This is a genomic window from Pseudoteredinibacter isoporae (genome assembly GCF_040372805.1).
Taxonomy (GTDB): domain Bacteria; phylum Pseudomonadota; class Gammaproteobacteria; order Pseudomonadales; family Cellvibrionaceae; genus Pseudoteredinibacter; species Pseudoteredinibacter isoporae_A.
In genome coordinates, this window is sequence record NZ_BAABWJ010000016.1 from 1 (window position 1) to 24590 (window position 24590).

Below are 24590 nucleotides of genomic sequence, written 5' to 3' on the forward strand. Positions count from 1 at the left end.
GATAGTACCTACGTTCACATGGGGTTTCGAACGCTCAAAAGTTTCTTTTGCCACTTTACGTGTCCTCTCAAAAATACGCTGTTACCAGCACGATTAAATGATTAGAAATCAATTTACCAATCTAATAAACCACAAAGGCCCAATCGCATTGCGATCAGGCCACATCTCTTTAGGAGCCAGCCACCATTTTGGCAATCACTTCATCCGCCACATTATTCGGCGCTTCCGCGTATTTGGCAAACTCCATGGTAAAGGTCGCTCGGCCCTGGGTCGCTGAACGCAGATCGGTTGCATAACCAAACATCTCCGCCAACGGCACCTCAGCATTGACTACCTTGCCCGAAGGATTCTCATCCATTCCCAGAATCAGACCACGGCGGCGGTTCAAATCACCCACCACATCACCCATGTTTTCTTCTGGGGTTACAACTTCAACCTTCATCATTGGTTCCAGCAGTTTCGCACCACCATCTTGAGCCAATTTTTTGGTTGCCATAGAAGCGGCAATTTTAAAGGCCATTTCGTTGGAGTCAACATCATGGAACGAGCCATCGTACAGAGTGGCTTTCAGACCCAGCAATGGATAGCCGGCCAGAACACCATTTTGCATCTGCTCTTCAATGCCCTTGTTGACTGCCGGGATGTATTCTTTAGGAACCGCACCCCCAACAATTTCATTCACAAACTCCAAGCCTTCAGCCGCTTCGTCCTCGGCGGGCTCAAAGCGAACCCAGACGTGACCGTATTGACCACGGCCACCGGACTGGCGCACGAATTTGCCTTCAATTTCGCACACGTTGGTAATGCGCTCACGATAAGCCACCTGGGGCTTACCGATATTGGCTTCCACGCTGAACTCACGGCTCATGCGGTCAACCAGAATATCCAAGTGCAATTCGCCCATGCCGGAGATAATGGTTTGACCGGTTTCCTCGTCGGTTCTGACGCGGAAAGACGGGTCTTCCTGGGCCAACTTACCCAGCGCGACGCCCATCTTCTCCTGATCCGCTTTGGTGCGAGGCTCCACGGCAACCGAGATAACCGGCTCGGGAAACTCCATACGCTCCAGAACGATTTTGCTGTTCTCAGAACACAGCGTGTCACCCGTTGTGACGTCTTTCAGACCAATCGCTGCTGCAATATCCCCCGCCAGAACCTCTTTGATTTCCTGACGATCATTGGAATGCATCTGCACCATACGACCAACGCGTTCACGTTTTTCTTTGACCGAGTTATACACCGATGTCCCGCTCTCCAACTTACCGGAATACACACGGAAGAAGGTCAGGGTCCCCACAAAAGGGTCGGTAGCAATTTTGAACGCCAACGCTGAGAATGGCGCCTCGTCGTCAGCTTCACGGGTTTCGACCTTTTCAGGGTCGTTAATCATAGTGCCTTCAATCGCCTTCACTTCGGTTGGCGATGGCAGGTATTCAATAACGGCATCCAGAACCGCCTGCACGCCCTTGTTTTTAAAGGCAGAACCACCCAGTACAGGAACAATTTCATTCGCCAGAGTACGCTGGCGAATCGCGGATTTAATCTCTTCTTCGCTGAGTTCACCATCTTCCAGGTATTTTTCCATCAGCTCTTCATTGGCTTCTGCGGCTGATTCAACCAAGTACTCGCGCATTTCTTCGCACTGATCCTGAAGATCCGCAGGAATGTCGCCGTACTCAAACGTCATGCCCTGGTCGGCTTCATTCCACAGAATGGCCTTCATTTTTACCAGATCCACTACGCCCTTAAATTCATCTTCGGCGCCGATGGTCATTTGCAGAGGAACCGGGTTGGCCCCCAGACGCTCTTTCAATTGATCAACAACCATCTGGAAATCCGCACCGGCACGGTCCATTTTGTTCACAAAGACCATGCGGGGTACTTCGTATTTGTTCGCTTGACGCCATACGGTCTCAGTCTGCGGCTGTACGCCGGAAGAACCACACAAGACAACCACAGCGCCATCCAGCACACGCAGGGAGCGCTCTACTTCAATGGTAAAGTCAACGTGCCCGGGGGTATCAATGATGTTGACGCGATGTTGATCAAACTGTTGCTGCATACCCGCCCAAAAGCAGGTCGTCGCTGCTGAGGTAATCGTAATGCCGCGCTCTTGCTCCTGTTCCATCCAGTCCATGGTTGCTGCACCATCGTGCACCTCACCAATTTTATGGGACAGACCGGTATAGAAAAGCACACGCTCAGTAGTCGTCGTCTTACCCGCGTCAACGTGGGCACAGATGCCAATATTACGATAGCGTGAGATAGGTGTTTTACGCGCCACTAGGAAATCCCCATTTCAATTCTTTTAAAAAACAAAAGGCAGCCGTAAATAGCTGCCTTTTGACACTGCATAGAACAATAAATGCTCTATTAGAAGCGGTAGTGGGAGAATGCCTTGTTGGCTTCTGCCATGCGATGTACATCTTCGCGCTTCTTAACAGCGGCACCCTTGCCTTGGGAAGCATCAATCAGCTCACCAGCCAAGCGTTGTGGCATAGACTTCTCGCCGCGGTTGCGGGAGTACTCTACCAACCAACGCATTGCCAGCGCCTGACGACGGGCAGGGCGTACTTCAACAGGCACCTGGTAAGTAGCACCACCAACACGGCGGGACTTAACTTCCACTAAAGGTGCGATGTTTTCCAGTGCTTCATCAAAAACCTCAAGTGGGTCTTTGTTCAGCTTCTCTTGAACAGAGTCCAAGGCACCGTAAACGATGCGCTCAGCGACAGACTTCTTACCGCTGATCATGACCATGTTCATGAACTTCGCTAGTGTGACGTTGCCGAACTTAGGATCGGGCAGCACTTCACGCTTAGCGACAACTCTTCTTCTTGGCATTTTAAATCGCCTCTATCTTCAGGGTTTCTAAGACAACACTCTCATTACTCTTGACTGGGCTTGCGCTCAATCGCCTCTCATGAGTGTGCTTAGCCTTACTCGGTTCGCTTATAGCAAGCCGAAAACGAGGGGTATAAACGCTAAATTACTTAGGACGCTTAGTACCGTACTTAGAGCGACCTTGCTTACGGTCGTTAACACCAGAGGTGTCCAACGAACCGCGAACAGTGTGGTAACGTACACCAGGCAGGTCTTTTACACGACCGCCACGGATCAGTACAACACTGTGCTCTTGCAAGTTGTGACCTTCACCACCGATGTAAGAAGTTACCTCAAAACCATTGGTCAGGCGCACACGGCAAACCTTACGCAGGGCTGAGTTTGGCTTCTTAGGTGTAGTAGTGTAGACACGAGTACAAACACCACGTTTCTGTGGGTTTGCCTGCAAGGCAGGTACGTCGCTCTTTTGCACTTTACGTTTTCTAGGCTTACGAACCAATTGGTTGATCGTTGCCATGAAAAAATGACTCCAGTTAATCACCTTCATATGAAGGTTTTGTGAATAAAAAATACTCCCCCTTTTTAGGGGGATGCGAATTGTACGGAGCTATTGATCAAAGGTCAACCACCTATTCTATCTATAGTTTAAAGCGCTAAAAGCAGCATTATTAGGAGGCTTTTGCTATTATTTCCACCAAAGAGCCATAGATGGCCGTTTAAAGGAAAATAAGAGCTAGACCTTATATGTACCCACCCTTAAAACCATGGATTTCCAAGCTTTGCGCACTCAGCCTGAGCCTTCTTGCCAGCCAAGCTGTATTTAGCCAAGACCTACAACAAACCACGCCCTCTGAAGAACCGCAGCTCAGTGTGAGCGAGCTCTGCCAGGCTATCGGCAAGAAACTCGGCAGCGTCAGCATTACAGAATGCGAACAGCAACAATTGGTCGCATCTGGCCACCACAGCCAGAAAGGCTACCCTTTGTCAGTGCGCCACTACGGCCCCAAGCCCAATCGCAGCCCCAAAGGGCGGATCATTTTGATGGGGGGCATTCACGGTGACGAATACGCATCCGTATCGGTGCTCTTCAAGTGGATGAACACACTGAACAAGCACCACTCAGGTCTGTTTGACTGGAAGGTGATTCCCCTGGCGAACCCCGATGGCCTGTTGCGCCGCAAATCTCAGCGCCAGAACGACAATGGTGTCGACCTGAACCGTAACTTCCCAACGCCTGACTGGGATGAGAAGGCGATGGATTACTGGCAAAATCGTACCTTCAAGAATAAACGCCGCTATCCGGGCCCTTATGCGGCCAGCGAGATCGAGACACGGTGGTTGTTGGAACTCATCAAGGAATTCGAGCCAGACGCGATTATTTCGGTTCACGCCCCACACAAGCTCATTGACTTCGATGGGCCTCATCAACCACCTCAGAAACTCGGCAAATTGCACCTGCATCGTTTAGGCACCTACCCTGGCAGCCTGGGCAACTACGGCGGGTCTGTTTTAGACGTTCCAATCCTGACGGTTGAATTGCCGTTCGCGGGCATCATGCCCAGCCAGGGCGAAATCAGCACCATGTGGACAGACCTGGTTCGTTGGCTGGTGAAGGAAGTGCCCAAACAGAAAAAGCGCCGCATGGCCAAAACGGAAAGCACAGAAGATAGCAGCGGCGAATAGCTCTGCTATCAAATGAAAAAAGCGGACATAGAGTCCGCTTTTTTTATGCCTTTACCAAGAAGAACGCCGTTGTCACCCGTCAAATAACCGCCGGGCGCGACACCACGGATTGGGCCAACCAAATATTCAGCAATTGCAGCAGCTGCTCGGAATCGAGGGGTTTTGTGATGTAATCATTCGCTCCGGCAGCGATACACTTGGCTCGGTCTTCCGGCATGGATTTCGCTGTGAGAGCAATGATGGGCACATGCTGATAATTCGGCATCTTTCTGATATTACCCATCGTCACATAGCCATCCATTTCGGGCATCATAATATCCATCAACACCAGGTCGACATTGTTGTTCTGCTCCAGCAATAGCAACGCCTCTCTGCCGCTGTTGGCAATCGTACAATGGATACCGTGCTGCTCCAGAATCGCTGTCAATGCAAAAATATTACTCACCTGATCGTCCACAACCAACAGCGACTTCCCGGCAAGCACATCGGACGAACCTAATTGTTCAGACAGAATTTCTCGCTGGCTGTCTGGCATTGACATAGTGACCTGGTGCAAGAACAAACTGGTTTCCAGCAATAATGAATTTTCGCTGATAACCGGAGACAATGCTCGCGCACTGGAAAGCTCATTAACTAATTCACGCTGTGCGTCTGTCAAAGGTTCATTGCTGTGAATGATGACCGGAATCCGATACCGCCCGGTTAAATCGTTCAGCGAATCACGAATGTAATCAAGACCGGTCTGATTGCAGATATTAAGCACAATACAGTGGAAACTTTCCAAGTTAAAATTATCAACAGAGGAAGTGTCGGTGCTCAATTCAACATTCAAACCATCAGCGGCAATGAAATCTCTCAAGCCAATTAAAACCTCTTCATCCTCCCCAAATATAACCAAGTTGCCGCTTCGATCCTCGGTAATTTCAGATAAAAATTCGATGATGCCTTTCATTTCGTAGTTATCAATAGGCTTAATGGTTGACCCCACCGCCCCCAACAAGGCCATCTCGCGCTCATCGAGAGGTTTATTCTCGGAACTGACAACATAAACAGGAATATGGCGAATCTTCACATTGGATTTGATCTTGCTCAGAACCAGCGAGCCATCGATAAACGTTTCATCATCGGAAATCAAAATTGCGGATGGCACCAACGCCTCCGCCAACTGAAGCCCCTTGCCACCATCGAAAGCGGTCACCACATAAAAGCCCGCTTCTTCACCCTGCTTTTTCAGACTCGCGTGAACAAAAGGATTCTTTTCGATGATCAACAGACGTTTTTCCTTCGAGGTGGAACCGTCGATCGCCTTTGAATCTCTCTCAAGCCTCTCCTGATCTAACACTTCTTCCAACTCATTAACCAAGGAATCCGATAAGAATTGCTTGGGGATCGTTTGCATGACCGCTTCCGAAACCGGAGAAGCGCTAAGCTCACTCACGCCTTCTTGATGAGAAATCTCAGATTCCTCTGGAATAGTTGCCGGTAACTCACCATTAGGGCTCAGGGGCAGATACACATAGAGTGAGGTGCCTTGCCCTACTGTGCTGCTGATGTCTATATGCCCGAATAACAGCCCCGTCAGTTGCCGGCAGATCGACAAGCCCAGACCTGTGCCACCGTACCGCCGACTTGTCGTGCCATCTTCCTGACAGAAGGCATTGAAGATATCTTCTTGTTTTTCTTTCGCCACACCGATCCCTGTATCCGTGACTCGAAAGAAAATCATGTCCTGGTTGAATGTTTTTCCGTTACAACCTTCGTTACCAGCAGGAAGACTTTCAACAACAATATCGACCGAACCTTTCTCTGTGAACTTGAATGCATTCGACAAAAGATTAACGACAATTTGCCGCAGACGGCCAGGGTCAGAACTAAAACTTTGAATATCCGATTGATTCGCCACATTGAAAATCAAGCCTTGCTCATTAGCAACCGGCTGATACTGCTGCTGGATTTCGTTCAGCAACTCATCCACAAGCAGCTCTTCAAAAACCACGTCCAGCTTTCCGGCTTCGATTTTAGAAAGGTCCAATACATCATTAATAATGTTTAACAGTTCACGTCCAGAACGATGAATGACCGATGCGTATTCCACCTGCTTTTCGGAAAGGTTGCCTTCATCATTATCCGATAACATCTTGGCCAGTATCAGGAGACTATTCAAAGGACTGCGAAGCTCATGGGACATGTTTGCCAAAAACTCGGATTTGTACTTACTCGACTTCTCAAGCTCTTCGGCTTGTCGCTCGAGGTCCTTTTGGGCACGTTCAAGAAATTCATTTTTTTCAGACAGCGCTATCTGTTTTTGTTCCAGTTCCAGCGCCTTTTCCTTAAGCTGAGAATTTGACACGCCTAACAGGACTTGTTGATCTTCCAACGTTTCAGCCTGGGATTGACTCTGTCTTAATAAAGCGGCCATGGCATCTCTGGATTTGGAAACGCGCATAGCAATTCCCAGGCTTGGGGCAATCTGCTCAATGAACTCCCGCTGACCGGTAACGACCTCTCCAGAACACCCCAACTCAATCACTCCTTCGACATCCCCTTCATAGAGCAGAGGCGCAACAACAATATGACGAGGGTTTGAATGCGCGATACCCGACTGGACAATGGGCATACGTTCACTGTCATCCAGATACCGCTCTATGATTTTTTTACGTAACAGACATTGCCCCACCAAACCTTCTCCAACACCAAACGAGAATTTCCGATCAAGATCATCCCCACCTATAACCACTCCATAGTGAGCCATCAAACTCATTTTTGCGTCATCTTCGTCGGATTCTGCATCACTGAAACTGTAGATAAAACCGACCGGCGCCCCGAGATACTCACAGATAAAGTCCACCGAGTTTTTAGCCATTTCCGACAAAGGCTGCTCACCACTAAGCTTCCGATTCAACTCGGAAATGCCGGATTTTAACCAGTTCTGCCTTTCATTATTGTCATTGGCTACAGCAAGATCATCGACCGCCTTAACCAGACTGGTTCTCACTTCATCAAATTCGGAAAAATGACGCAGATTGGAATTATGTTGATTGTCTTCATGCAACAGGGAACGGGCGTGCGCGATATCGTTTCTTGATATCGCATTGGTCGTTTGGACTACCTCTGACAAGGCACCGGAAATTAACCCACTCAGCCTCAAGGCGACATATACCCCAATGAGTGCCGACAAAATGGCTACAATAATCAACACCAATATCGTCATATCAATACTAGAATTCAGATTGGCCATAGATGTAGTTGCGTCAACTTGCTCTTCACGAGCCGACTCAGAAAGAATATTCTCCAAACGATCAAAGGCATCCCTCTCCATAATGTCGACCACCTGGATGGCATTAATTTTGGATTCTGGATCGTACTTTTCAAAAACCTCTTTCGCGGTAGCGTTTATCTTCTTGTAGCTCTTTCGAATTCTATCGAGATTCTTCCGATCAGTATCCGTAGTCTCCAGTGGCGCAAGAAGGTCATAGTATTCTTGAAAACTCTCACTGTCCGCACTGAAGTTTTCAACTTCGTCCAATTCACCCGACACGTACTCATTGAGTGAAGACAACATATCACCGGTCTCATCCAGCAACTCAAGATAATATCGCAAACCGGGTACGTCATCGCCTACGGCTTCTTTAAGGTTATTCGATGCCAGTGCTTCTGCGTACTCCTCTTCCTTGAGCGTATCCAACAACACTTCAAGCTCTGCACCTACCGTATTTTCCAGTGTATCGATCGTCTTGAATGCCCACTTTTCCAGATCCGGATTGTAGGACTGAAAAACGCGTCGATTAATTTCAGTAAAATACTCGTCAATCAACGCACGAATGGAAGACAACTTTTGTCGGCTGACCGTATCATCCGACTCAAGAGGAGTGAGTTCAGCCAGAGATTCGCCAAACTTTTTGTATTCCTCTCTGAAAGCAGACACCTCGTCATCTGTTTCTCCCGCCAGATAGGTGAGTACGTTGCTGTGCATGATACCCAACGACTTGGACATCCTCAGATACAAAAATGCGCCAGGCACATCATCGCTCTCCACGTTGTGCGAAATATTCTTGGCCCTGTCAAGAAACACCCACGCCAATGCACAAGTGATGATCAGCAAACCTATGACCAGGGCAAAACCAATCATCAGCACATCTTTAATACGGTTGGTTCTAGCAAACATCGACTTCACCTCCTAATTTCCCGGCTTTCCTCTGACTCTCAGATTTCAGCCATTCTTCCATGGCTGCGCGGGAAAGCGGCCTGGACAGAAAGAAGCCCTGCAAATAATCTGACCCTGCATTTTTCAAAAAGGCCATCTGGGCCTCAGTTTCAACCCCTTCCGAAACCACCTCTAAATTCAAGGTGTGAGCCAGATCTATGGTGGCATTGATGATTTGCTCATCCCCCCGATCATGCCCAATATCCTTGACGAAGCTTCGATCAATTTTCAAAACATTAATGGGCAAACGCCTGAGATAATTCAGAGAGCTGTAGCCGGTACCGAAATCATCGATTGAAATACTGAGGCCCATGTTCCGTACGCTTTTGAGAACCCTGGCAGACTCTTCAGCATCCTGCATCAACATGGACTCGGTGATCTCAATTTCAACACTGCTGAAATTGAATGTGTATTTTTCTCCCATTTTCTTAAGCTGCCCAATCAGAATATCTCTGGACAGCTGTAAGGCAGATACGTTGAGGGCCAGCTTGGCTGTCGAGGGCCACAGCCCACGGCTTTCCCAATCGGATAAGGCACTCAAAGCCATGGAAAACACCTGATTGCTCATCTCAACCACCTGGCCCGTGTGTTCAGCAACTGAAATGAACTCAGTAGGCGGCACAAGCCCCCTTTCCGGGTGTTCCCAGCGAACCAGCACTTCAATTGCCGCCACGGACATGTCCTCAGCATTGAGAATTGGTTGGTAATGGCAAATTAATTGCTCCTGGCTGATGGCCTGCCGGAAATCCCGTTCCAACTGGGAGCGTGCAATAGCGCTGTCTTCTAACTCTGGACGAAACAGGGCGTAGCAGTTTCGCCCCTGGCTTTTCGCTTGATACATTGCGATATCCGCCGCCTTGATCAGCGAGTCGGCATCACGACCGTATTCCGGGAATTCGACCACTCCGACACTGCCACTGATCAGAATACTGTGATCCAAGGCCTCTATGGGCTCCTCGAAGGCTTTCAGGATCTTGGGCGCCATAACATGGCTATTGAAGTTATTGTTGATGTCTTCGAAAACCACACCGAACTCATCCCCCCCCAAACGAGCAAAGAGATCGACTTTACGCCCAATCGACTGCAATCGTCGGCAAATCTTTTTAAGCAATTCATCCCCAACATTGTGACCAAGCTCATCATTCACTCGTTTAAAGTGATCCAAATCGATGAACATGACGATCAGTTTGTAATTACTGCGTTGGGCTCGAGCGATTGCATTGTTCACCGATTCTTTGAAGAGAATACGATTGGGTAGGTTAGTTAAAGGATCATGAGTGGCCATGTACACGAGATTTTCCTCGTGCTTTTTGCGTTGTGTGATATCTTGAAAAATCAATACTCCACCTGAATAGACGGGCGAATCAAAGCTGCCAAAAGAGTAGCTGCAGGGAATTTTTCTTCCCTCGGAAGTCTTTACCGACGAATCCAAATTACGGAACGATACGCCATTCTCCACCGCGTCACGGACATCATCAGCCGACCAGGCCTGACCAAAGCCTTCTTCCCGGCACACAATATCGCTCAACAACAAGCTTTCCACGGACTCTGTCTCGTGTCCCAATATCTCTTCGGCCGTAGGATTCAGAAACAAGACTTGCCCGAATTTATCGAAGACCACGATGCCGTCCTGGGAATGGCTGAGGATCAGGTTCTGCCTTTCTTCAATTTCCTTAGACTTTCTAAGAGAAGACTCCAGGGCTTTTTTACTCCTGTACAGATCAATAAAGACGTTCACCTTAGAGAGCAGCACCTTATCGTCGATGGGCTTGCAGATATAATCAACCGCCCCCGCATCGAAACCATGATGGATATAGCTCACATCTTTAAAAATGGCGGTGATGAAAATGATTGGCATGTCCTTGGTATTCTTATAGCGCTTGATCAGTCCCGTTGTTTGAAAGCCGTCAAGGTCCGGCATTTGCACATCCATAAGAATCAAGCAAAAATCGGAATCTTCCGCCAGGATATGAAGTGCTTCCATACCTGACAGCGCCTGAACAACCTCCACATCGTTGTCCAGTCCATTGATGAGCTCTTGCAAAACAAAAAGATTTTCTTCTCGATCATCGACAATCAAAACCCTAGGCTTCAACAGGCAACTGGTATTTTTCATTAGATTCCAACGAGTATTTTTGATCAGCATTATTAAGACTAGACCAAAAAAATGCCTTATGTACATCGTGGAAACGACCATCGAATGTTTTTTTCACCTCTTACTTTGCCCCCTCAACTTATGCTTAGACAGCCAATGAAAAAGAGATTACAGCGGTAACAATCACGCAATTGGTCATTGGAGATTCCAATGACCGAAAACGACAAACGAAACAAAACGAACGAAGAGTCTTTCAGAAAGGAGAACAGGCATGATACAAACAGCCAAAAACAAAAAAGCCCGCAACAGTTAGTGAGCGGGCTCTTTTTTTGACTGGAAAATAAGGGGTTTAACCGCCCCTCTCATAGACAATTTTCCACTCGCCATTTTCCTTCTTCCAAAGCTGGCGCTTCCAACCTTTTGAACGAAAATTGCTGGAACGGTAATCCTGATAGAATTCGGCCATAACCAGATTATCTTGCCCCGGGTATGCGTACAGCCCCAAATCCGAAAGTTTTACTCGGATAAAGCGCTTTGAACCATTCACGCGTTTTTTATAGCTGTCCCACTGCGCGAAATTCTTTTCACTATCATTGAACGCCTTGGAGTAGTTGCTCAGGTAGCGATTATGGCTCTTGGACATCCAATCTTTTCGCCAACCATCAATGGCTTGGGTAATTTCAGAACGACTGCGGGCAATGTCGTTGCTGTCTTTCCATTCCACTTTTGGCACTGAAACTACTTTGGTATAGCCCACATCAAGATACTTCTGTACTTTGAAAATATCTTCGTTTGACAAAACAATACAACCGTCGCTATCACGCAAGGGCCGGGTTTTCTTGTCCGTTGGCTCACCATGCAACCAGATGCCCGAACCAGTGTAACCATTCAGGCGATCCCAGGCATTGGGGTAATTCAGAGGGAAAGCCGCACGCCCATAGAAATCATCCAACTGGGCATCGGTTAAATGACTGGTGACCCGATACACCCCAATAGGGGTTTTCGCATCACCCTCGATACGTTTGTCATAGCCTTGCTTGCCAATGCTGATCGGATACTCGGCAACCTTCTTTAAACGCATGCCATTGTCTTTCTCAAAGGCATACAGGCGCCCGGTTTCCATTTCAGCAACCAGTAAATACTTGTCTTTCGCAGGCAGGTCCAAAACCGCCGCAGGCTGCAAATTGGCCAGCGCCGGCAACGCCAAACAGACAGACAACACACTCAAAACGAGTGAAAGAGATTTAGATACCACTGACTTCATTCTTATTGTTCACTGTTGTTTAAACACAAAAAAGCCTCCATTACAGAGGCTTTTTTGTTCTCTTTAAAACCCGGGCGAGAAATTAGCTCGCGCTGGATTTCAGAGCTTCAGTCAGTGCTGCTTCGACATCTTCAGCACTTACACTGTCAACGGCGCTGGTTTCTACCTGACGCTTACGCTGACGATCTGCGTGGTAGGCCAAACCGGTACCTGCCGGAATCAAACGACCGACAACCACGTTTTCTTTCAGGCCACGGAGGTCATCACGCTTACCAGTAACCGCTGCTTCGGTCAGTACGCGTGTTGTCTCCTGGAACGAGGCCGCAGAAATAAAGGACTCGGTCGCCAGAGACGCTTTGGTGATACCCAGCAACAATCGCTCGAACTGAGCAGGTTGTTTGCCTTCGGCACGCAGGCGCTCATTCTCTTCCAATACACGGTTGTATTCAGCTTGCTCACCCTTCACGAAGGAGGAGTCGCCCATTGCGGTGATCTCAACTTTACGCAACATCTGGCGAACAATCACCTCGATGTGCTTATCGTTAATTTTTACACCTTGCAGGCGGTAAACATCCTGAATCTCGTTTGTGATGTAGTTCGCCAACGCCTCAACACCTTGCAGTCGCAGAATGTCGTGCGGATTGCTTGGGCCATCAGCTACAACTTCACCTTTGGTTACCTGCTCACCCTCAAACACACCCAACTGGCGATGCTTGGGAATCAGGGCCTCATAGTGAGTGCTGCCATCCGCTAAAGGCTGGCCGTCATTTGGTGTAATCACCAAGCGACGTTTACCTTTGGTCTCTTTACCGAAGGAAACCGTACCGGTAATTTCAGCCAGGATAGAAGGCTCTTTCGGCTTACGGGCTTCAAACAAGTCAGCAACTCGAGGCAGACCACCCGTAATATCGCGGGTCTTCGAACCTTCCTGAGGAATACGTGCGATAACATCACCAATGCCGATGTTGTCGCCGTTGTTCAAACTCAGAATCGCTTTCGCTGGCAGTGCATAGTGCGCAGGAACATTGGTACCCGCCAAGCACAGTTCACTACCGGACTCATCAACCAAAGTAACCGCAGGCTTCAAATCTTTACCCGCTGCCGGGCGCTCAGCTGGATCCAGAATTTCAATAGAGGTCAAACCGGTCAGATCATCCGTTTGACGACGTACAGACAGGCCGTCTTCGAAACCAGTAAAGGCCACCTTACCCGCAACTTCCGTAACAATTGGGTGTGTATGCGGATCCCATTTTGCAACAATAGCACCGCCATCAACTTCAGCACCGTCTTGTACACTGATTACCGCACCATAAGGAATCTTGTAACGCTCACGCTCACGGCCGGTTTCTTTTTCAGCAACCGCCAATTCACCCGAACGAGATACCGCTACCAGGTTACCGTTCTCTTGGACAACCGTTTTAATGTTGTGCAGACGAACCATACCTTCCTGCTTAACCTGAACGCTGTCTACCGCAGACGCTCGTGATGCCGCACCACCAATGTGGAACGTACGCATGGTCAGCTGGGTACCTGGCTCACCGATGGACTGAGCAGCGATAACACCAATGGCCTCACCCTGATTCGCGCGGTGACCACGGGCCAGATCGCGACCGTAACACTGAGAACAAATACCGTAGCGGGTTTCACACGTGATTGCAGAGCGAACGCAAACCTCATCGATGCCCATCTCTTCGATGCGCTCGATCCAACTCTCATCGATCATGGTGCCGGCAGGCACCAGAATCTCATCACTGGCGGGACGTACAACATCACGGGCAACAACACGACCCAGGATACGATCACCCAATGATTCGATGATGTCACCACCTTCGATCACAGGGGCCATGGTCAAGCCGAAATCAGTACCACAATCAGGCTCGGTAACGACCAAGTCTTGCGCTACATCTACCAGACGGCGAGTCAAGTAACCGGAGTTCGCGGTTTTCAGTGCGGTATCCGCCAAACCTTTACGAGCACCGTGAGTCGAAATAAAGTACTGAAGTACGTTCAAGCCTTCACGGAAGTTCGCGGTAATTGGAGTTTCAATGATCGAGCCATCTGGACGAGCCATCAAACCACGCATACCTGCCAGCTGACGAATCTGAGCCGGGGAACCACGAGCACCGGAATCGGCGTACATATAAACCGAGTTGAAGGAATCTTGCTTCTCTTCCTCACCATCTCGGTTAATCACAGTCTCCTGAGAAATACCTTCCATCATCGACTTGGCCACCAGGTCGTTCGCTCGAGACCAAATATCGATAACTTTGTTGTACTTCTCACCAGCGGTTACCAGACCGGAGGCGTACTGGGTTTCGATTTCTTTCACTTCCGCTTCAGCGCGAGCAATCAATTCCGCTTTTTCATCGGGAATCGCAAAATCGTTCACTCCAATTGAAGAACCAGACTTGGTTGAGAAGTCATAGCCCATGTACATCAGTTGGTCAGCAAAAATAACCGTCGGCTTCAGGCCAACAATACGGTAGCTGTCATTGATGATGCGGGAGATGGCCTTCTTGACCATGGACTTGTTAACCATTTCGAAAGGCAGGCCTTCCGGTACGATTTCCCACAACAGAATTCGGCCTACCGTGGTGTCTACAATCGAGGTGCTGTGAGTCGTCTCACCATCATCACCGATAATAGCTTCGTCAATGCGAACCTTAATACGCGCCTGCAGGTCAACTTGCTTAGCGTAGTAAGCACGAGACACTTCTTGTACATCGGAGAAGACCATGCCTTCGCCAAGCGCGTTAATGCGCTCACGAGTCATCCAGTACAAGCCCAATACAACGTCCTGAGAAGGCACGATAATTGGCTCACCGGAGGCTGGGGACAGAATGTTGTTGGTCGACATCATCAAGGCACGCGCCTCGAGCTGGGCTTCCAAAGTCAACGGTACGTGTACCGCCATCTGGTCACCATCGAAGTCAGCGTTATAGGCCGCACAAACCAATGGGTGCAGCTGAATCGCTTTACCTTCAATCAGAACAGGCTCGAATGCCTGGATACCCAAACGGTGAAGGGTCGGTGCACGGTTCAATAACACTGGGTGCTCGCGAATCACTTCATCGAGAATATCCCATACTACCGGCTCTTCACGCTCAACCATTTTCTTGGCGGCTTTAATGGTGGTAGCCAGACCGCGCAGCTCCAACTTGGAGAAAATAAACGGCTTAAACAGCTCAAGGGCCATTTTCTTTGGCAGACCACACTGGTGCAGACGCAACTGAGGACCTACGGTAATTACCGAACGACCGGAGTAGTCAACACGCTTACCCAACAAGTTCTGACGGAAACGACCTTGCTTACCCTTGATCATGTCAGCAAGAGATTTCAGTGGGCGCTTGTTCGAACCCGTGATCGCGCGGCCACGACGGCCGTTATCCAACAATGCATCCACAGACTCTTGCAGCATGCGCTTTTCGTTACGCACGATGATATCTGGGGCATTCAGGTCCAACAGACGCTTCAAACGGTTGTTACGGTTGATCACTCGACGGTACAGATCGTTCAGATCAGACGTCGCGAAACGACCACCGTCCAGAGGAACCAATGGACGCAGATCTGGCGGCAGAACCGGCAACGCTTCCATCACCATCCACTCAGGCTTGTTGCCGGAGTTGTAGAACGCTTCCAGCAGTTTCAAGCGCTTGGACAATTTCTTGATTTTGGTTTCGGAATTGGTTGCAGGAATTTCTTCACGCAAATGCTGAACTTCAGATTCCAGATCGATATCTTTCATCAACTCCTGAATCGCTTCAGCACCCATCTTGGCTTCGAATTCGTCACCAAATTCTTCCATCGCCTCGAAGTACTGCTCATCAGTCAGCAATGCGCCTTTCTCCAAGGTGGTCATACCTGGATCAGTGACGACATAAGATTCGAAATACAACACGCGTTCAATGTTGCGCAGAGTCATATCCAGCAGCAAACCGATACGGCTTGGCAAAGATTTCAGGAACCAAATGTGAGCAACCGGGCTCGCCAATTCGATGTGGCCCATGCGCTCACGGCGAACTTTCGCCAAAGTAACTTCAACACCACACTTCTCACAGATGATACCGCGGTGCTTCATACGCTTGTATTTACCACACAAGCATTCGTAATCTTTTACCGGACCAAAAATTTTGGCACAGAACAAACCTTCACGCTCAGGCTTAAAGGTTCGGTAGTTAATTGTCTCTGGCTTCTTTACTTCACCAAATGACCAAGAGCGAATCATCTCAGGTGAGGCCAGACCAATACGGACGGCGTCAAACTCTTCGCTCTGTCCTTGGGACTTCAGTAAGTTAAGTAAGTCTTTCAAGGCGCTATCTCCAGTTAGTTGGTTTGCCCTTAGCGAGAGCAAACCCTGTTGCAGCAATATTTAACTTAGGTGCCGGGCTAAGCCCGGCCAGCTGGGACAATTACTTGTCTTCTTCCAGCTCCATGTTGATACCCAAGGATCGGATTTCTTTAACCAGTACGTTAAACGACTCTGGCATGCCTGGTTCCATGCGGTGGTCACCATCAACGATGTTCTTATACATCTTGGTACGACCCGCCACGTCATCAGACTTAACAGTGAGCATTTCCTGCAGGGTGTATGCCGCACCGTATGCTTCCAGTGCCCACACTTCCATCTCACCGAAACGTTGACCACCGAACTGAGCTTTACCACCCAGAGGCTGCTGAGTCACCAAGCTGTACGAACCGGTTGAACGGGCGTGCATCTTGTCATCAACCAAGTGGTTCAATTTCAGCATGTACATGTAACCCACTGTTGTATGACGCTGGAAGGCGTCGCCAGTGCGGCCATCGTACAACTGAGTCTGACCCGTGTCAGACAGATCAGCCAAGGTCAGCAGTGCTTTAATCTCTGATTCCTTCGCGCCATCGAATGCAGGCGTGGCCATTGGCACACCCTCGCGCAAGTTTTTGGCCAAGGCCAGAACCTGCTCATCGCTGAATGAATCCAGATCTTCTTTGCCTTTGATGTCGCCAGTCTTGTTGTAGACATCTTCCAGGAAGCTGCGAATTTCAGCGACTTTGCGCTGCTCTTCGAGCATCACATTGATTTTGTCACCAAGACCGCGCGCTGCCATACCCAGGTGCATTTCCAACACCTGACCAACGTTCATTCGGGACGGAACACCCAGCGGGTTCAGAACGATATCAACTGGCTGGCCATGCTCGTCATAAGGCATATCTTCAACCGGCATAATGACCGAGATCACACCTTTGTTACCGTGACGACCCGCCATCTTGTCACCAGGCTGGATACGACGCTTGATCGCCAAGTAAACCTTAACGATTTTCAGAACTCCTGGCGCCAGATCATCACCGGTTTCCAGCTTGCGTTTCTTATCTTCGAAACGCTCATCCAGATCAGCACGACGCTCTTTCAGTTGCTCTTCTGCACGATCCAACTGCTCATTCAGGGCATCGTCAGACATGCGAATCTTGAACCACTGGCTTACTTCCAGCTCGTCCAACAATTCACCGGTGATTTCCTGGCCTTTCTTAACACCTTTACCACCGGAGGCTTTCTGGCCAACCAGCACCGCACGCAAACGCTCCATCGTCGCGGCTTCAACGATACGATATTCTTCGTTCAAGTCTTTGCGAACGCCGTCCAACTGAGACTTTTCAATCTCCAAAGAACGCTGATCTTTTTCCAGACCGTCGCGAGTAAATACCTGAACGTCAATCACGGTACCTTTGGTCGACGTTGGAACACGCAGAGAAGTGTCTTTAACATCGGAAGCTTTTTCACCGAAGATCGCACGCAGCAGCTTTTCTTCTGGCGTCAGCTGGGTTTCACCTTTTGGAGTTACCTTACCAACCAGAATATCGCCAGGGCCAACTTCCGCACCGATATAAACAATACCGGACTCGTCCAGCTTGCTCAGCGCACCCTCACCTACGTTTGGAATATCCGCAGTGATTTCTTCGCTGCCCAATTTGGTATCACGAGCGATACAGGTCAGTTCCTGTATGTGAATGGTGGTGAAGCGGTCTTCTTTTACAACACGCTCACTCACGAGGATGGAATCCTCAAAGTTATAACCATTCCACGGCATAAACGCGATACGCATGTTCTGACCCAAAGCCAGCTCACCCAAATCAACAGATGGGCCATCAGCCAGGATGTCACCGCGCACAATTTCGTCGCCTACGCTGACAATCGGACGCTGGTTAATGCAGGTGTTCTGGTTAGAACGGGTGTACTTGGTCAGGTTGTAAATGTCGACACCAGCATCACCTTTTTCCGTTTCGCTGTCGTTCGCTTTTACAACAATTCGAGCGGCATCTACACGCTCAATGACACCACCACGCTTTGCCACCACACAGACACCGGAGTCACGCGCTACGGTACGCTCCATGCCGGTACCCACGAGAGGCTTATCTGCCTTCAGAGTAGGAACAGCCTGGCGCTGCATGTTCGATCCCATCAATGCACGGTTCGCATCATCGTGCTCTAGGAACGGAATCAACGACGCCGCCACCGACACAACCTGGCGTGGAGACACGTCCATGTAGTTGACGTCTTCAGGGGCCTTCAGAGTAAATTCGCCCTGGTGACGAACAGAAACCAGCTCTTCGGTCAGCTTACCTTTGGCGTCCATTTCTGCAGACACCTGAGCAATACACTGTTCGGATTCATTGATCGCAGACAGGTACTCAATCTCATCGGTAACGGCACCGTCCACAACTTTACGATATGGACTTTCCAGGAAGCCATAGCTGTTGGTACGAGCGTAAGTGGCCAGCGAGTTAATCAGACCAATGTTTGGACCTTCAGGCGTCTCAATTGGACATACACGACCATAGTGAGTCGGGTGAACGTCTCGAACTTCAAAGCCCGCACGCTCACGCGTCAGACCACCAGGGCCCAAGGCAGAAACACGACGCTTGTGCGTTACTTCTGACAGCGGGTTGTTCTGATCCATAAACTGGGACAACTGGGAAGAACCAAAGAATTCTTTCACCGCGGCCGCCACAGGTTTAGCGTTGATCAAGTCCTGAGGCATCAAGCCTTCCGCTTCCGCCATGGACAAGCGTTCTTTCACAGCGCGCTCAACTCGAACCAGACCTACACGGAATTGGTTTTCGGCCATCTCACCTACGGAACGCACACGGCGGTTACCCAAGTGATCAATATCGTCCACGACACCTTGACCGTTACGAATTGAGATCAAAGTCTTCAATACGTCAACGATATCTTCATTAGACAGGGTGCCTTCGCCAGTTTCTTCTTCACGAGAAAGACGGCGGTTGAACTTCATGCGACCGACTGCAGACAGGTCATAACGCTCCTGACTGAAGAACAAGTTTTGGAACAGCGCTTCGGCTGACTCTTTTGTTGGCGGCTCACCAGGACGCATCATGCGGTAGATTTCTACCAGCGCTTCCAACTCAGTACGGGTTGGGTCGATGCGCATGGTATCGGACATAAACGGGCCGCAATCCAGCTCGTTGGTGTACAAGGTCAGCAGCTCTTGCACGCCGGCCTCTACCAAACCGTCCAATACTTCTTCAGTAATTTCGGTATTACATTCAAACAACACTTCACCGGTGTTTGGGTCACCGATGTCGCGGGCCAAAGAACGGCCCAACATGTAAGAGCGAGGCACAACCAGTTCCGTTACGCCACCTTTTTCCAGCTGACGAATATGACGCGCAGTAATACGGCGGCCTTCTTCTACAACCAGATTTCCATCGTTGTCTTTAATATCAAAGGTTGCCACATCACCACGCAAACGGGATGGCACCAACTCTAGACGCGCACCTTCTGCATCAAGATGACTAAAGCTACTGTTATCGAAGAACATCTCCAGCATTTGCTCTGTGGTATAACCCAGGGCACGCAACAGGATACTGGCAGGCAATTTACGACGACGGTCGATACGCACATACACCAGGTCTTTTGGATCGAATTCGAAATCCAACCAAGAACCACGGTAAGGAATCACTCGTGCGGAGTACAGCAACTTACCAGAGCTGTGAGTTTTACCTTTATCGTGGTCGAAGAATACACCAGGAGAACGGTGCAACTGGGAAACAATTACACGCTCGGTACCGTTAATAACGAAGGTGCCATTGTCAGTCATCAGGGGAATTTCGCCCATGTAGACTTCTTGTTCTTTAATGTCCTTGATAGTCTTATTAGAAGACTCTTTATCGTAAATAATCAGACGGACTTTTACGCGTAAAGGCACGGCATACGTTACGCCGCGAAGGACACACTCACCCACATCAAAGGCGGGCTTACCTAATACATAGCTAACATATTCCAGCGCAGCATTGCCGGAATAGCTTACGATTGGAAATACGGACTTAAAGGCCGCATGCAAACCATAATCCAGGCGAGCTTCTGCAGAAACATCAGCCTGAGTGAACTTTCGATAGGAATCCAATTGGATCGCCAGGAGGAAAGGGACATCCATGACGGGCGGCAACTTGCCGAAATCCTTACGGATACGTTTTTTCTCAGTATATGAGTAAGCCATCTATATTCCCCAGCTTGTAGTCGACTTTACAGTCTCAGGAGCATTCAGCCCCTTTTGTTTGCGTGGTTATTGCCCGCAGCTTCTAAAGCTGCTCGGTACTACATATTGCAACCATTGATTGCAATCTGGACTGCTACTTGCGCAATCAATTGCACAAATTATTTGCACTTTCCGAACTGTGTTGCTTCTTACGCTCGTCGTCTTGTATTTGCGTTGAAACATAAATACAAATAATTTGTCCAACCGATGTCGCTTCCTCTGCGAACAGGCAAACAGCCCTTTTCAATTTGCCGATAAGTGACGGCAAAATTCCGCTTTTTGAAAACGGAAAAAGGCCGGCAAGTAAAATCACTCGCCAGCCTCAAGTTCTAATGTGAAATTAGAACTTTCCCATAGAATCTGAATTACTTCAGTTCAGCAGTAGCGCCTGCTTCTTCCAGGGCTTTAACAGCTTCTTCAGCGTCTTCTTTAGATACGCCTTCCTTAATAGGAGCAGGTGCACCTTCAACCAGAGCCTTAGCTTCTTTCAAGCCCAGACCGGTCAAGCCGCGAACAGCTTTAATAGCGTTAACTTTCTTGTCGCCTGCAGAAGTCAGAATTACGTCGAATTCAGTCTTCTCTTCAGCAGCGCCACCAGCATCGCCACCAGCAACAGCTACAGCAGCGGCAGCAGCAGTTACGCCAAATTTTTCTTCCATTGCTTCGATCAGTTCAACAACGTCTTTTACAGACATCTCAGCAACGGCATTGATGATATCGTCTTTAGTCAGAGACATTTTTCAATTCCTATATATTCAGTAGTGAGCAAGAGCTCAAAATAACGGTTTAAGCAACACAGCCAATTAGGCCGCTTCTTGCTCTTCTTTCTGGTCGCGAACGGCCGCAATAGTGCGAACCAGTTTGCCAGCAGCTGCTTCTTTCATAACACTCATCAGCTGAGAAATCGCTTCGTCGTATGTTGGCAGCTTCGCCAACAATGAAACATCAGTGATTGCTCCTTCGAATGCTGCAGTTTTCAGCTCAAGCTTGTCATTTTCTTTGGCGAAATCACTCAGGATTCGCGCACCAGCACCTGGGTGCTCGTTAGAAAATGCAATAATGCTTGGGCCTACGAAACTGTCGTTCAGACATTCGTAATCAGTGCCTTCCAGAGCGCGTTTTGCCAGAGTGTTACGAACGACTTTTAACCACACGCCGTTCTCACGTGCTAGCTTACGCAATGCTGTCATGTCCGTTACAGTAACGCCGCGTGAATCGGCGACAACCGCAGACTGAGCAGACTTAGCAGCTTCCTGGACTTCAGCGACAATCGCTTTTTTGTCTTCAAGTCCTAATGCCACAAGATTTCTCCTGGATTTGATTAAGCTAATTAAATCGTCACAACAATCTGCTTAGATTTTGATAACTCAATCGTTACTTCACCCCCGCTAATGCGAGGAGTTTCCGGTGATCAAATCCAGCTAATACTGAATTGGGTCTCACCGTCTGCGTGGGGAGGTAAAACAACTACCAATTAAGCCTCCGCTTTTCGCATCAGCCCCAACGGTCTTTGACGACCTGTCGATTTCCAGGGGAAACCGACAGACCCCAAAGTTCTTTTTAGCTGCTCGAATTAAAGATTCAAGCTAGCTTGGTCGATGGTAATACCTGGGCCCATAGTGGTGCTCAGAGATACCTTCTTCAAATAAACGCCTTTAGCGGAAGCTGGCTTCGCCTTTTTCAGGTCTGCCATCAGAGCTTCCAGGTTTTCTTTCAGAGCACCAGCTTCAAAAGAAACCTTACCGATACCACCGTGGATGATACCGCCCTTGTCAGCACGGAAACGAACCTGACCCGCTTTTGCGTTTTTAACCGCAGTCGCTACGTCTGGCGTTACGGTGCCAGTTTTAGGGTTAGGCATCAGGCCGCGTGGACCCAGAATCTGACCCAACTGACCAACAACGCGCATGGCCGCTGGATCGGCGATAACTACGTCGAAATCCATCTTGCCCGCTTTAACTTCAGCCGCCAGCTCATCCATACCAACGATATCTGCACCAGCTTCTTTAGCTGCGTCAGCATTGGCGCCTTGGGTAAATACCGCTACGCGAACTTCTTTACCTGTACCGTGTGGCAAGGAAGTCGCGCCACGTACCGCCTGATCGGATTTACGAGGGTCAATGCCCAGGTTAATCGCCGCATCTACGGTTTCGGAAAATTTAACAGTAGACAACTCTTTCAACAGTGCTACAGCTTCTTCGATGCTGTAGTGCTTAACTGGATCTACTTTTTCTTTAATCAGCTTTTGACGCTTTGATAACTTTGCCATTACACAACACCCTCAGTTTCCAAACCCATGGCGCGCGCAGAACCAGCGATGGTACGTACCGCAGCATCCATATCAGCAGCAGTCAAATCTGGCTGCTTGGCGGTGGCGATCTCTTCCAACTGAGCACGGGTAACTTTACCCACTTTCTCAGTGTTAGGACGACCAGAACCACTCTTGATGCCCGCTGCTTTTTTCAGCAGGTAAGAAGCTGGAGGGGTTTTCATGGTGAAGGTGAAGCTGCGATCGTTGTATACGCTGATCACAACTGGCACAGGAGCGCCATTTTCCAGATTCTGAGTCTGGGCGTTAAACGCCTTACAGAATTCCATGATGTTCACACCGTGCTGACCCAGAGCAGGACCAACTGGTGGACTTGGGTTGGCGCCGCCTGCGGGCACCTGCAGCTTAATATAAGCTTCTACTTTCTTAGCCATAATAGACTCCTTAAAGTGGGTTAAACGCCTCAGCCACAGCTGGATCGCAATCGCATCTGTGACGTCTCTGGCTCCCCGTTACCCTGCAGTGGCCACGCCTAAACTACAGAGACACGAAAACCCCTTTCACTTCTCAGCGAAAAGGGCGTATTGTCTGACCAGGTCAGACGAAACTCAGTCTGGATTAAGTTTTCTCTACTTGCCCAAACTCTAACTCTACCGGAGTAGAGCGGCCGAAGATCAGCACAGCAACTTGCAGTCTGTTCTTCTCGTAATTCACTTCTTCAACAACACCGTTAAAGTCGTTGAATGGACCGTCAATAACGCGAACCATTTCACCCGGCTCGAATACGGTTTTCGGCTTCGGTTTATCTACCGAGTCATCCACTCGCTGCAGAATAGCTTCAGCTTCTTTCTCAGTAATAGGCGCAGGACGATCCGCTTTACCGCCAATGAAACCCATTACTCGAGGAGTGTCTTTCACCAAGTGCCAGGAATCGTCAGTCAACTCCATCTGCACCAGCACGTAGCCTGGGAAAAACTTGCGTTCGGACTTTCGCTTTTGTCCGCCACGCATTTCTACCACTTCTTCTGTAGGCACCAGAATGTCACCAAACTGGTCTTGCATACCATGAAGCTCAACACGCTCTTTTAGCGCATTTGCTACTTTCTTTTCGTAGCCTGAATACGCGTGAACCACATACCAACGTTTTGCCATGGGTCACCTTTATCCTATGATCAGCGATGCCAACCAGCCCAAGAAAGTGTCTAGCAGCCAGAGTAAAATACCCATAACAATGACTACTGCCACCACAATTAACGTGGTCTGATTAGTTTCCTGTCGCGTTGGCCAAACTACTTTACGAACTTCAACCAGCGACTCTTGCAACAAGGTATAAAACGCGTTGCCTTTTGCTGTATTCACAGCAACAAACAGAGCAATCCCGGCCAGGGCAACCAAGCCCAAAACGCGATACAGCAACGCCTGCTCTGCGAAATAAGAGTTCCCTACAACACCGGCCGCAACCAGAGCGACAACAAACAGCCACTTCAGCGCATCAAAACGAAACTCAACCGGTTCTGCTTTAGCATTAGCACTCATAACTTAGGGAAACCTTTCCAAGCCATTTATTACAGCTTAAATAATGGCAGGCCACGAGGGACTCGAACCCCCAACTTTCGGTTTTGGAGACCGACGCTCTACCAATTGAACTAGTGGCCTAAAATTCTAAACGGCGAGGCCGAAGCCTCGCTCATACACCC

Annotated in this window: 15 protein-coding genes and 1 tRNA gene; 1 reads left to right on the top strand and 15 read right to left on the bottom strand. The window is 49.1% G+C overall.

Going from position 1 to position 24590, the window contains the following annotated elements; all coding sequences use genetic code 11:
• Positions 1-169 precede the first annotated feature (169 nt).
• The 3 genes from fusA to rpsL all read right to left on the bottom strand — a co-directional run bounded on the left by fusA (position 170) and on the right by rpsL (position 3361).
• The gene (fusA, locus tag ABWW03_RS19735) at positions 170-2284 is read right to left on the bottom strand and encodes an elongation factor G (RefSeq protein ID WP_353411376.1); all 2115 of its coding nucleotides are present in this window, start codon (positions 2282-2284) and stop codon (positions 170-172) included.
• An 89-nt stretch (positions 2285-2373) separates the two neighbouring features.
• Positions 2374-2844 carry a 30S ribosomal protein S7 gene (gene rpsG / locus ABWW03_RS19740; RefSeq protein ID WP_166843172.1) on the bottom strand — a complete coding sequence of 157 codons (471 nt, stop codon included), beginning with the start codon at positions 2842-2844 and terminating at the stop codon, positions 2374-2376.
• A gap of 145 nt (positions 2845-2989) precedes the next feature.
• Entirely contained in the window at positions 2990-3361 is a 372-nt protein-coding gene (gene rpsL / locus ABWW03_RS19745; protein ID WP_020211072.1) for a 30S ribosomal protein S12, read from the bottom strand.
• 227 nt (positions 3362-3588) lie between these two features.
• On the opposite strand from rpsL, the gene ABWW03_RS19750 reads away from it, so the two are divergent.
• Positions 3589-4527, top strand: a complete 939-nt coding sequence (locus ABWW03_RS19750) for a M14 family zinc carboxypeptidase (RefSeq protein WP_353411379.1) — start codon at positions 3589-3591, stop codon at positions 4525-4527.
• 79 nt (positions 4528-4606) lie between these two features.
• On the opposite strand, the gene ABWW03_RS19755 is transcribed toward ABWW03_RS19750, so the two are convergent.
• The 12 genes from ABWW03_RS19755 to ABWW03_RS19810 form a co-directional block, all read right to left on the bottom strand.
• The gene (locus tag ABWW03_RS19755) at positions 4607-8692 is read right to left on the bottom strand and encodes a response regulator (RefSeq protein WP_353411381.1); all 4086 of its coding nucleotides are present in this window, start codon (positions 8690-8692) and stop codon (positions 4607-4609) included.
• The gene (locus ABWW03_RS19760; protein ID WP_353411383.1) at positions 8682-10847 is read right to left on the bottom strand and encodes a two-component system response regulator; all 2166 of its coding nucleotides are present in this window, start codon (positions 10845-10847) and stop codon (positions 8682-8684) included. The genes ABWW03_RS19755 and ABWW03_RS19760 overlap by 11 nt, the downstream gene beginning before the upstream one ends.
• Before the next feature lie 328 nt (positions 10848-11175).
• Positions 11176-12090 (bottom strand): L,D-transpeptidase family protein, encoded by a 915-nt coding sequence (locus tag ABWW03_RS19765; protein WP_353411385.1) that lies wholly within the window; start codon positions 12088-12090, stop codon positions 11176-11178.
• 82 nt (positions 12091-12172) lie between these two features.
• Complete coding sequence (rpoC, locus tag ABWW03_RS19770; RefSeq protein ID WP_353411388.1) at positions 12173-16399, bottom strand: DNA-directed RNA polymerase subunit beta'; 4227 nt, start codon at positions 16397-16399, stop codon at positions 12173-12175.
• 100 nt (positions 16400-16499) lie between these two features.
• The gene (gene rpoB, locus ABWW03_RS19775; RefSeq protein WP_353411390.1) at positions 16500-20585 is read right to left on the bottom strand and encodes a DNA-directed RNA polymerase subunit beta; all 4086 of its coding nucleotides are present in this window, start codon (positions 20583-20585) and stop codon (positions 16500-16502) included.
• Between the two features lie 404 nt (positions 20586-20989).
• Positions 20990-21361, bottom strand: a complete 372-nt coding sequence (gene rplL, locus ABWW03_RS19780) for a 50S ribosomal protein L7/L12 (protein ID WP_353411392.1) — start codon at positions 21359-21361, stop codon at positions 20990-20992.
• A gap of 66 nt (positions 21362-21427) precedes the next feature.
• Positions 21428-21925 carry a 50S ribosomal protein L10 gene (gene rplJ, locus ABWW03_RS19785; RefSeq protein ID WP_353411394.1) on the bottom strand — a complete coding sequence of 166 codons (498 nt, stop codon included), beginning with the start codon at positions 21923-21925 and terminating at the stop codon, positions 21428-21430.
• 272 nt (positions 21926-22197) lie between these two features.
• Positions 22198-22893, bottom strand: a complete 696-nt coding sequence (gene rplA, locus ABWW03_RS19790; RefSeq protein WP_353411396.1) for a 50S ribosomal protein L1 — start codon at positions 22891-22893, stop codon at positions 22198-22200.
• Positions 22893-23327 carry a 50S ribosomal protein L11 gene (gene rplK / locus ABWW03_RS19795; protein WP_166843182.1) on the bottom strand — a complete coding sequence of 145 codons (435 nt, stop codon included), beginning with the start codon at positions 23325-23327 and terminating at the stop codon, positions 22893-22895. The genes rplA and rplK overlap by 1 nt, the downstream gene beginning before the upstream one ends.
• Before the next feature lie 184 nt (positions 23328-23511).
• Positions 23512-24045 (bottom strand): transcription termination/antitermination protein NusG, encoded by a 534-nt coding sequence (nusG, locus tag ABWW03_RS19800; protein WP_353411399.1) that lies wholly within the window; start codon positions 24043-24045, stop codon positions 23512-23514.
• Positions 24046-24054: 9 nt separating this feature from the next.
• Complete coding sequence (secE, locus tag ABWW03_RS19805) at positions 24055-24429, bottom strand: preprotein translocase subunit SecE (protein ID WP_353411401.1); 375 nt, start codon at positions 24427-24429, stop codon at positions 24055-24057.
• Between the two features lie 44 nt (positions 24430-24473).
• Positions 24474-24549 (bottom strand) — tRNA-Trp (locus tag ABWW03_RS19810).
• Positions 24550-24590: the final 41 nt, after the last annotated feature.

Excerpts from the sequence above, each read along its gene's own strand:
- ABWW03_RS19760 (WP_353411383.1), bottom strand. The coding sequence starts at position 10,847 with ATGAAAAATACCAGTTGCCTGTTGAAGCCTAGGGTTTTGATTGTCGAT.
- rplK (WP_166843182.1), bottom strand. The coding sequence starts at position 23,327 with ATGGCTAAGAAAGTAGAAGCTTATATTAAGCTGCAGGTGCCCGCAGGC.
- ABWW03_RS19755 (WP_353411381.1), bottom strand. The coding sequence starts at position 8,692 with ATGTTTGCTAGAACCAACCGTATTAAAGATGTGCTGATGATTGGTTTT.
- secE (WP_353411401.1), bottom strand. The coding sequence starts at position 24,429 with ATGAGTGCTAATGCTAAAGCAGAACCGGTTGAGTTTCGTTTTGATGCG.
- nusG (WP_353411399.1), bottom strand. The coding sequence starts at position 24,045 with ATGGCAAAACGTTGGTATGTGGTTCACGCGTATTCAGGCTACGAAAAG.
- rpoB (WP_353411390.1), bottom strand. The coding sequence starts at position 20,585 with ATGGCTTACTCATATACTGAGAAAAAACGTATCCGTAAGGATTTCGGC.
- rpsL (WP_020211072.1), bottom strand. The coding sequence starts at position 3,361 with ATGGCAACGATCAACCAATTGGTTCGTAAGCCTAGAAAACGTAAAGTG.
- rpsG (WP_166843172.1), bottom strand. The coding sequence starts at position 2,844 with ATGCCAAGAAGAAGAGTTGTCGCTAAGCGTGAAGTGCTGCCCGATCCT.
- rplA (WP_353411396.1), bottom strand. The coding sequence starts at position 22,893 with ATGGCAAAGTTATCAAAGCGTCAAAAGCTGATTAAAGAAAAAGTAGAT.
- ABWW03_RS19765 (WP_353411385.1), bottom strand. The coding sequence starts at position 12,090 with ATGAAGTCAGTGGTATCTAAATCTCTTTCACTCGTTTTGAGTGTGTTG.
- ABWW03_RS19750 (WP_353411379.1), top strand. The coding sequence starts at position 3,589 with ATGTACCCACCCTTAAAACCATGGATTTCCAAGCTTTGCGCACTCAGC.
- rplL (WP_353411392.1), bottom strand. The coding sequence starts at position 21,361 with ATGTCTCTGACTAAAGACGATATCATCAATGCCGTTGCTGAGATGTCT.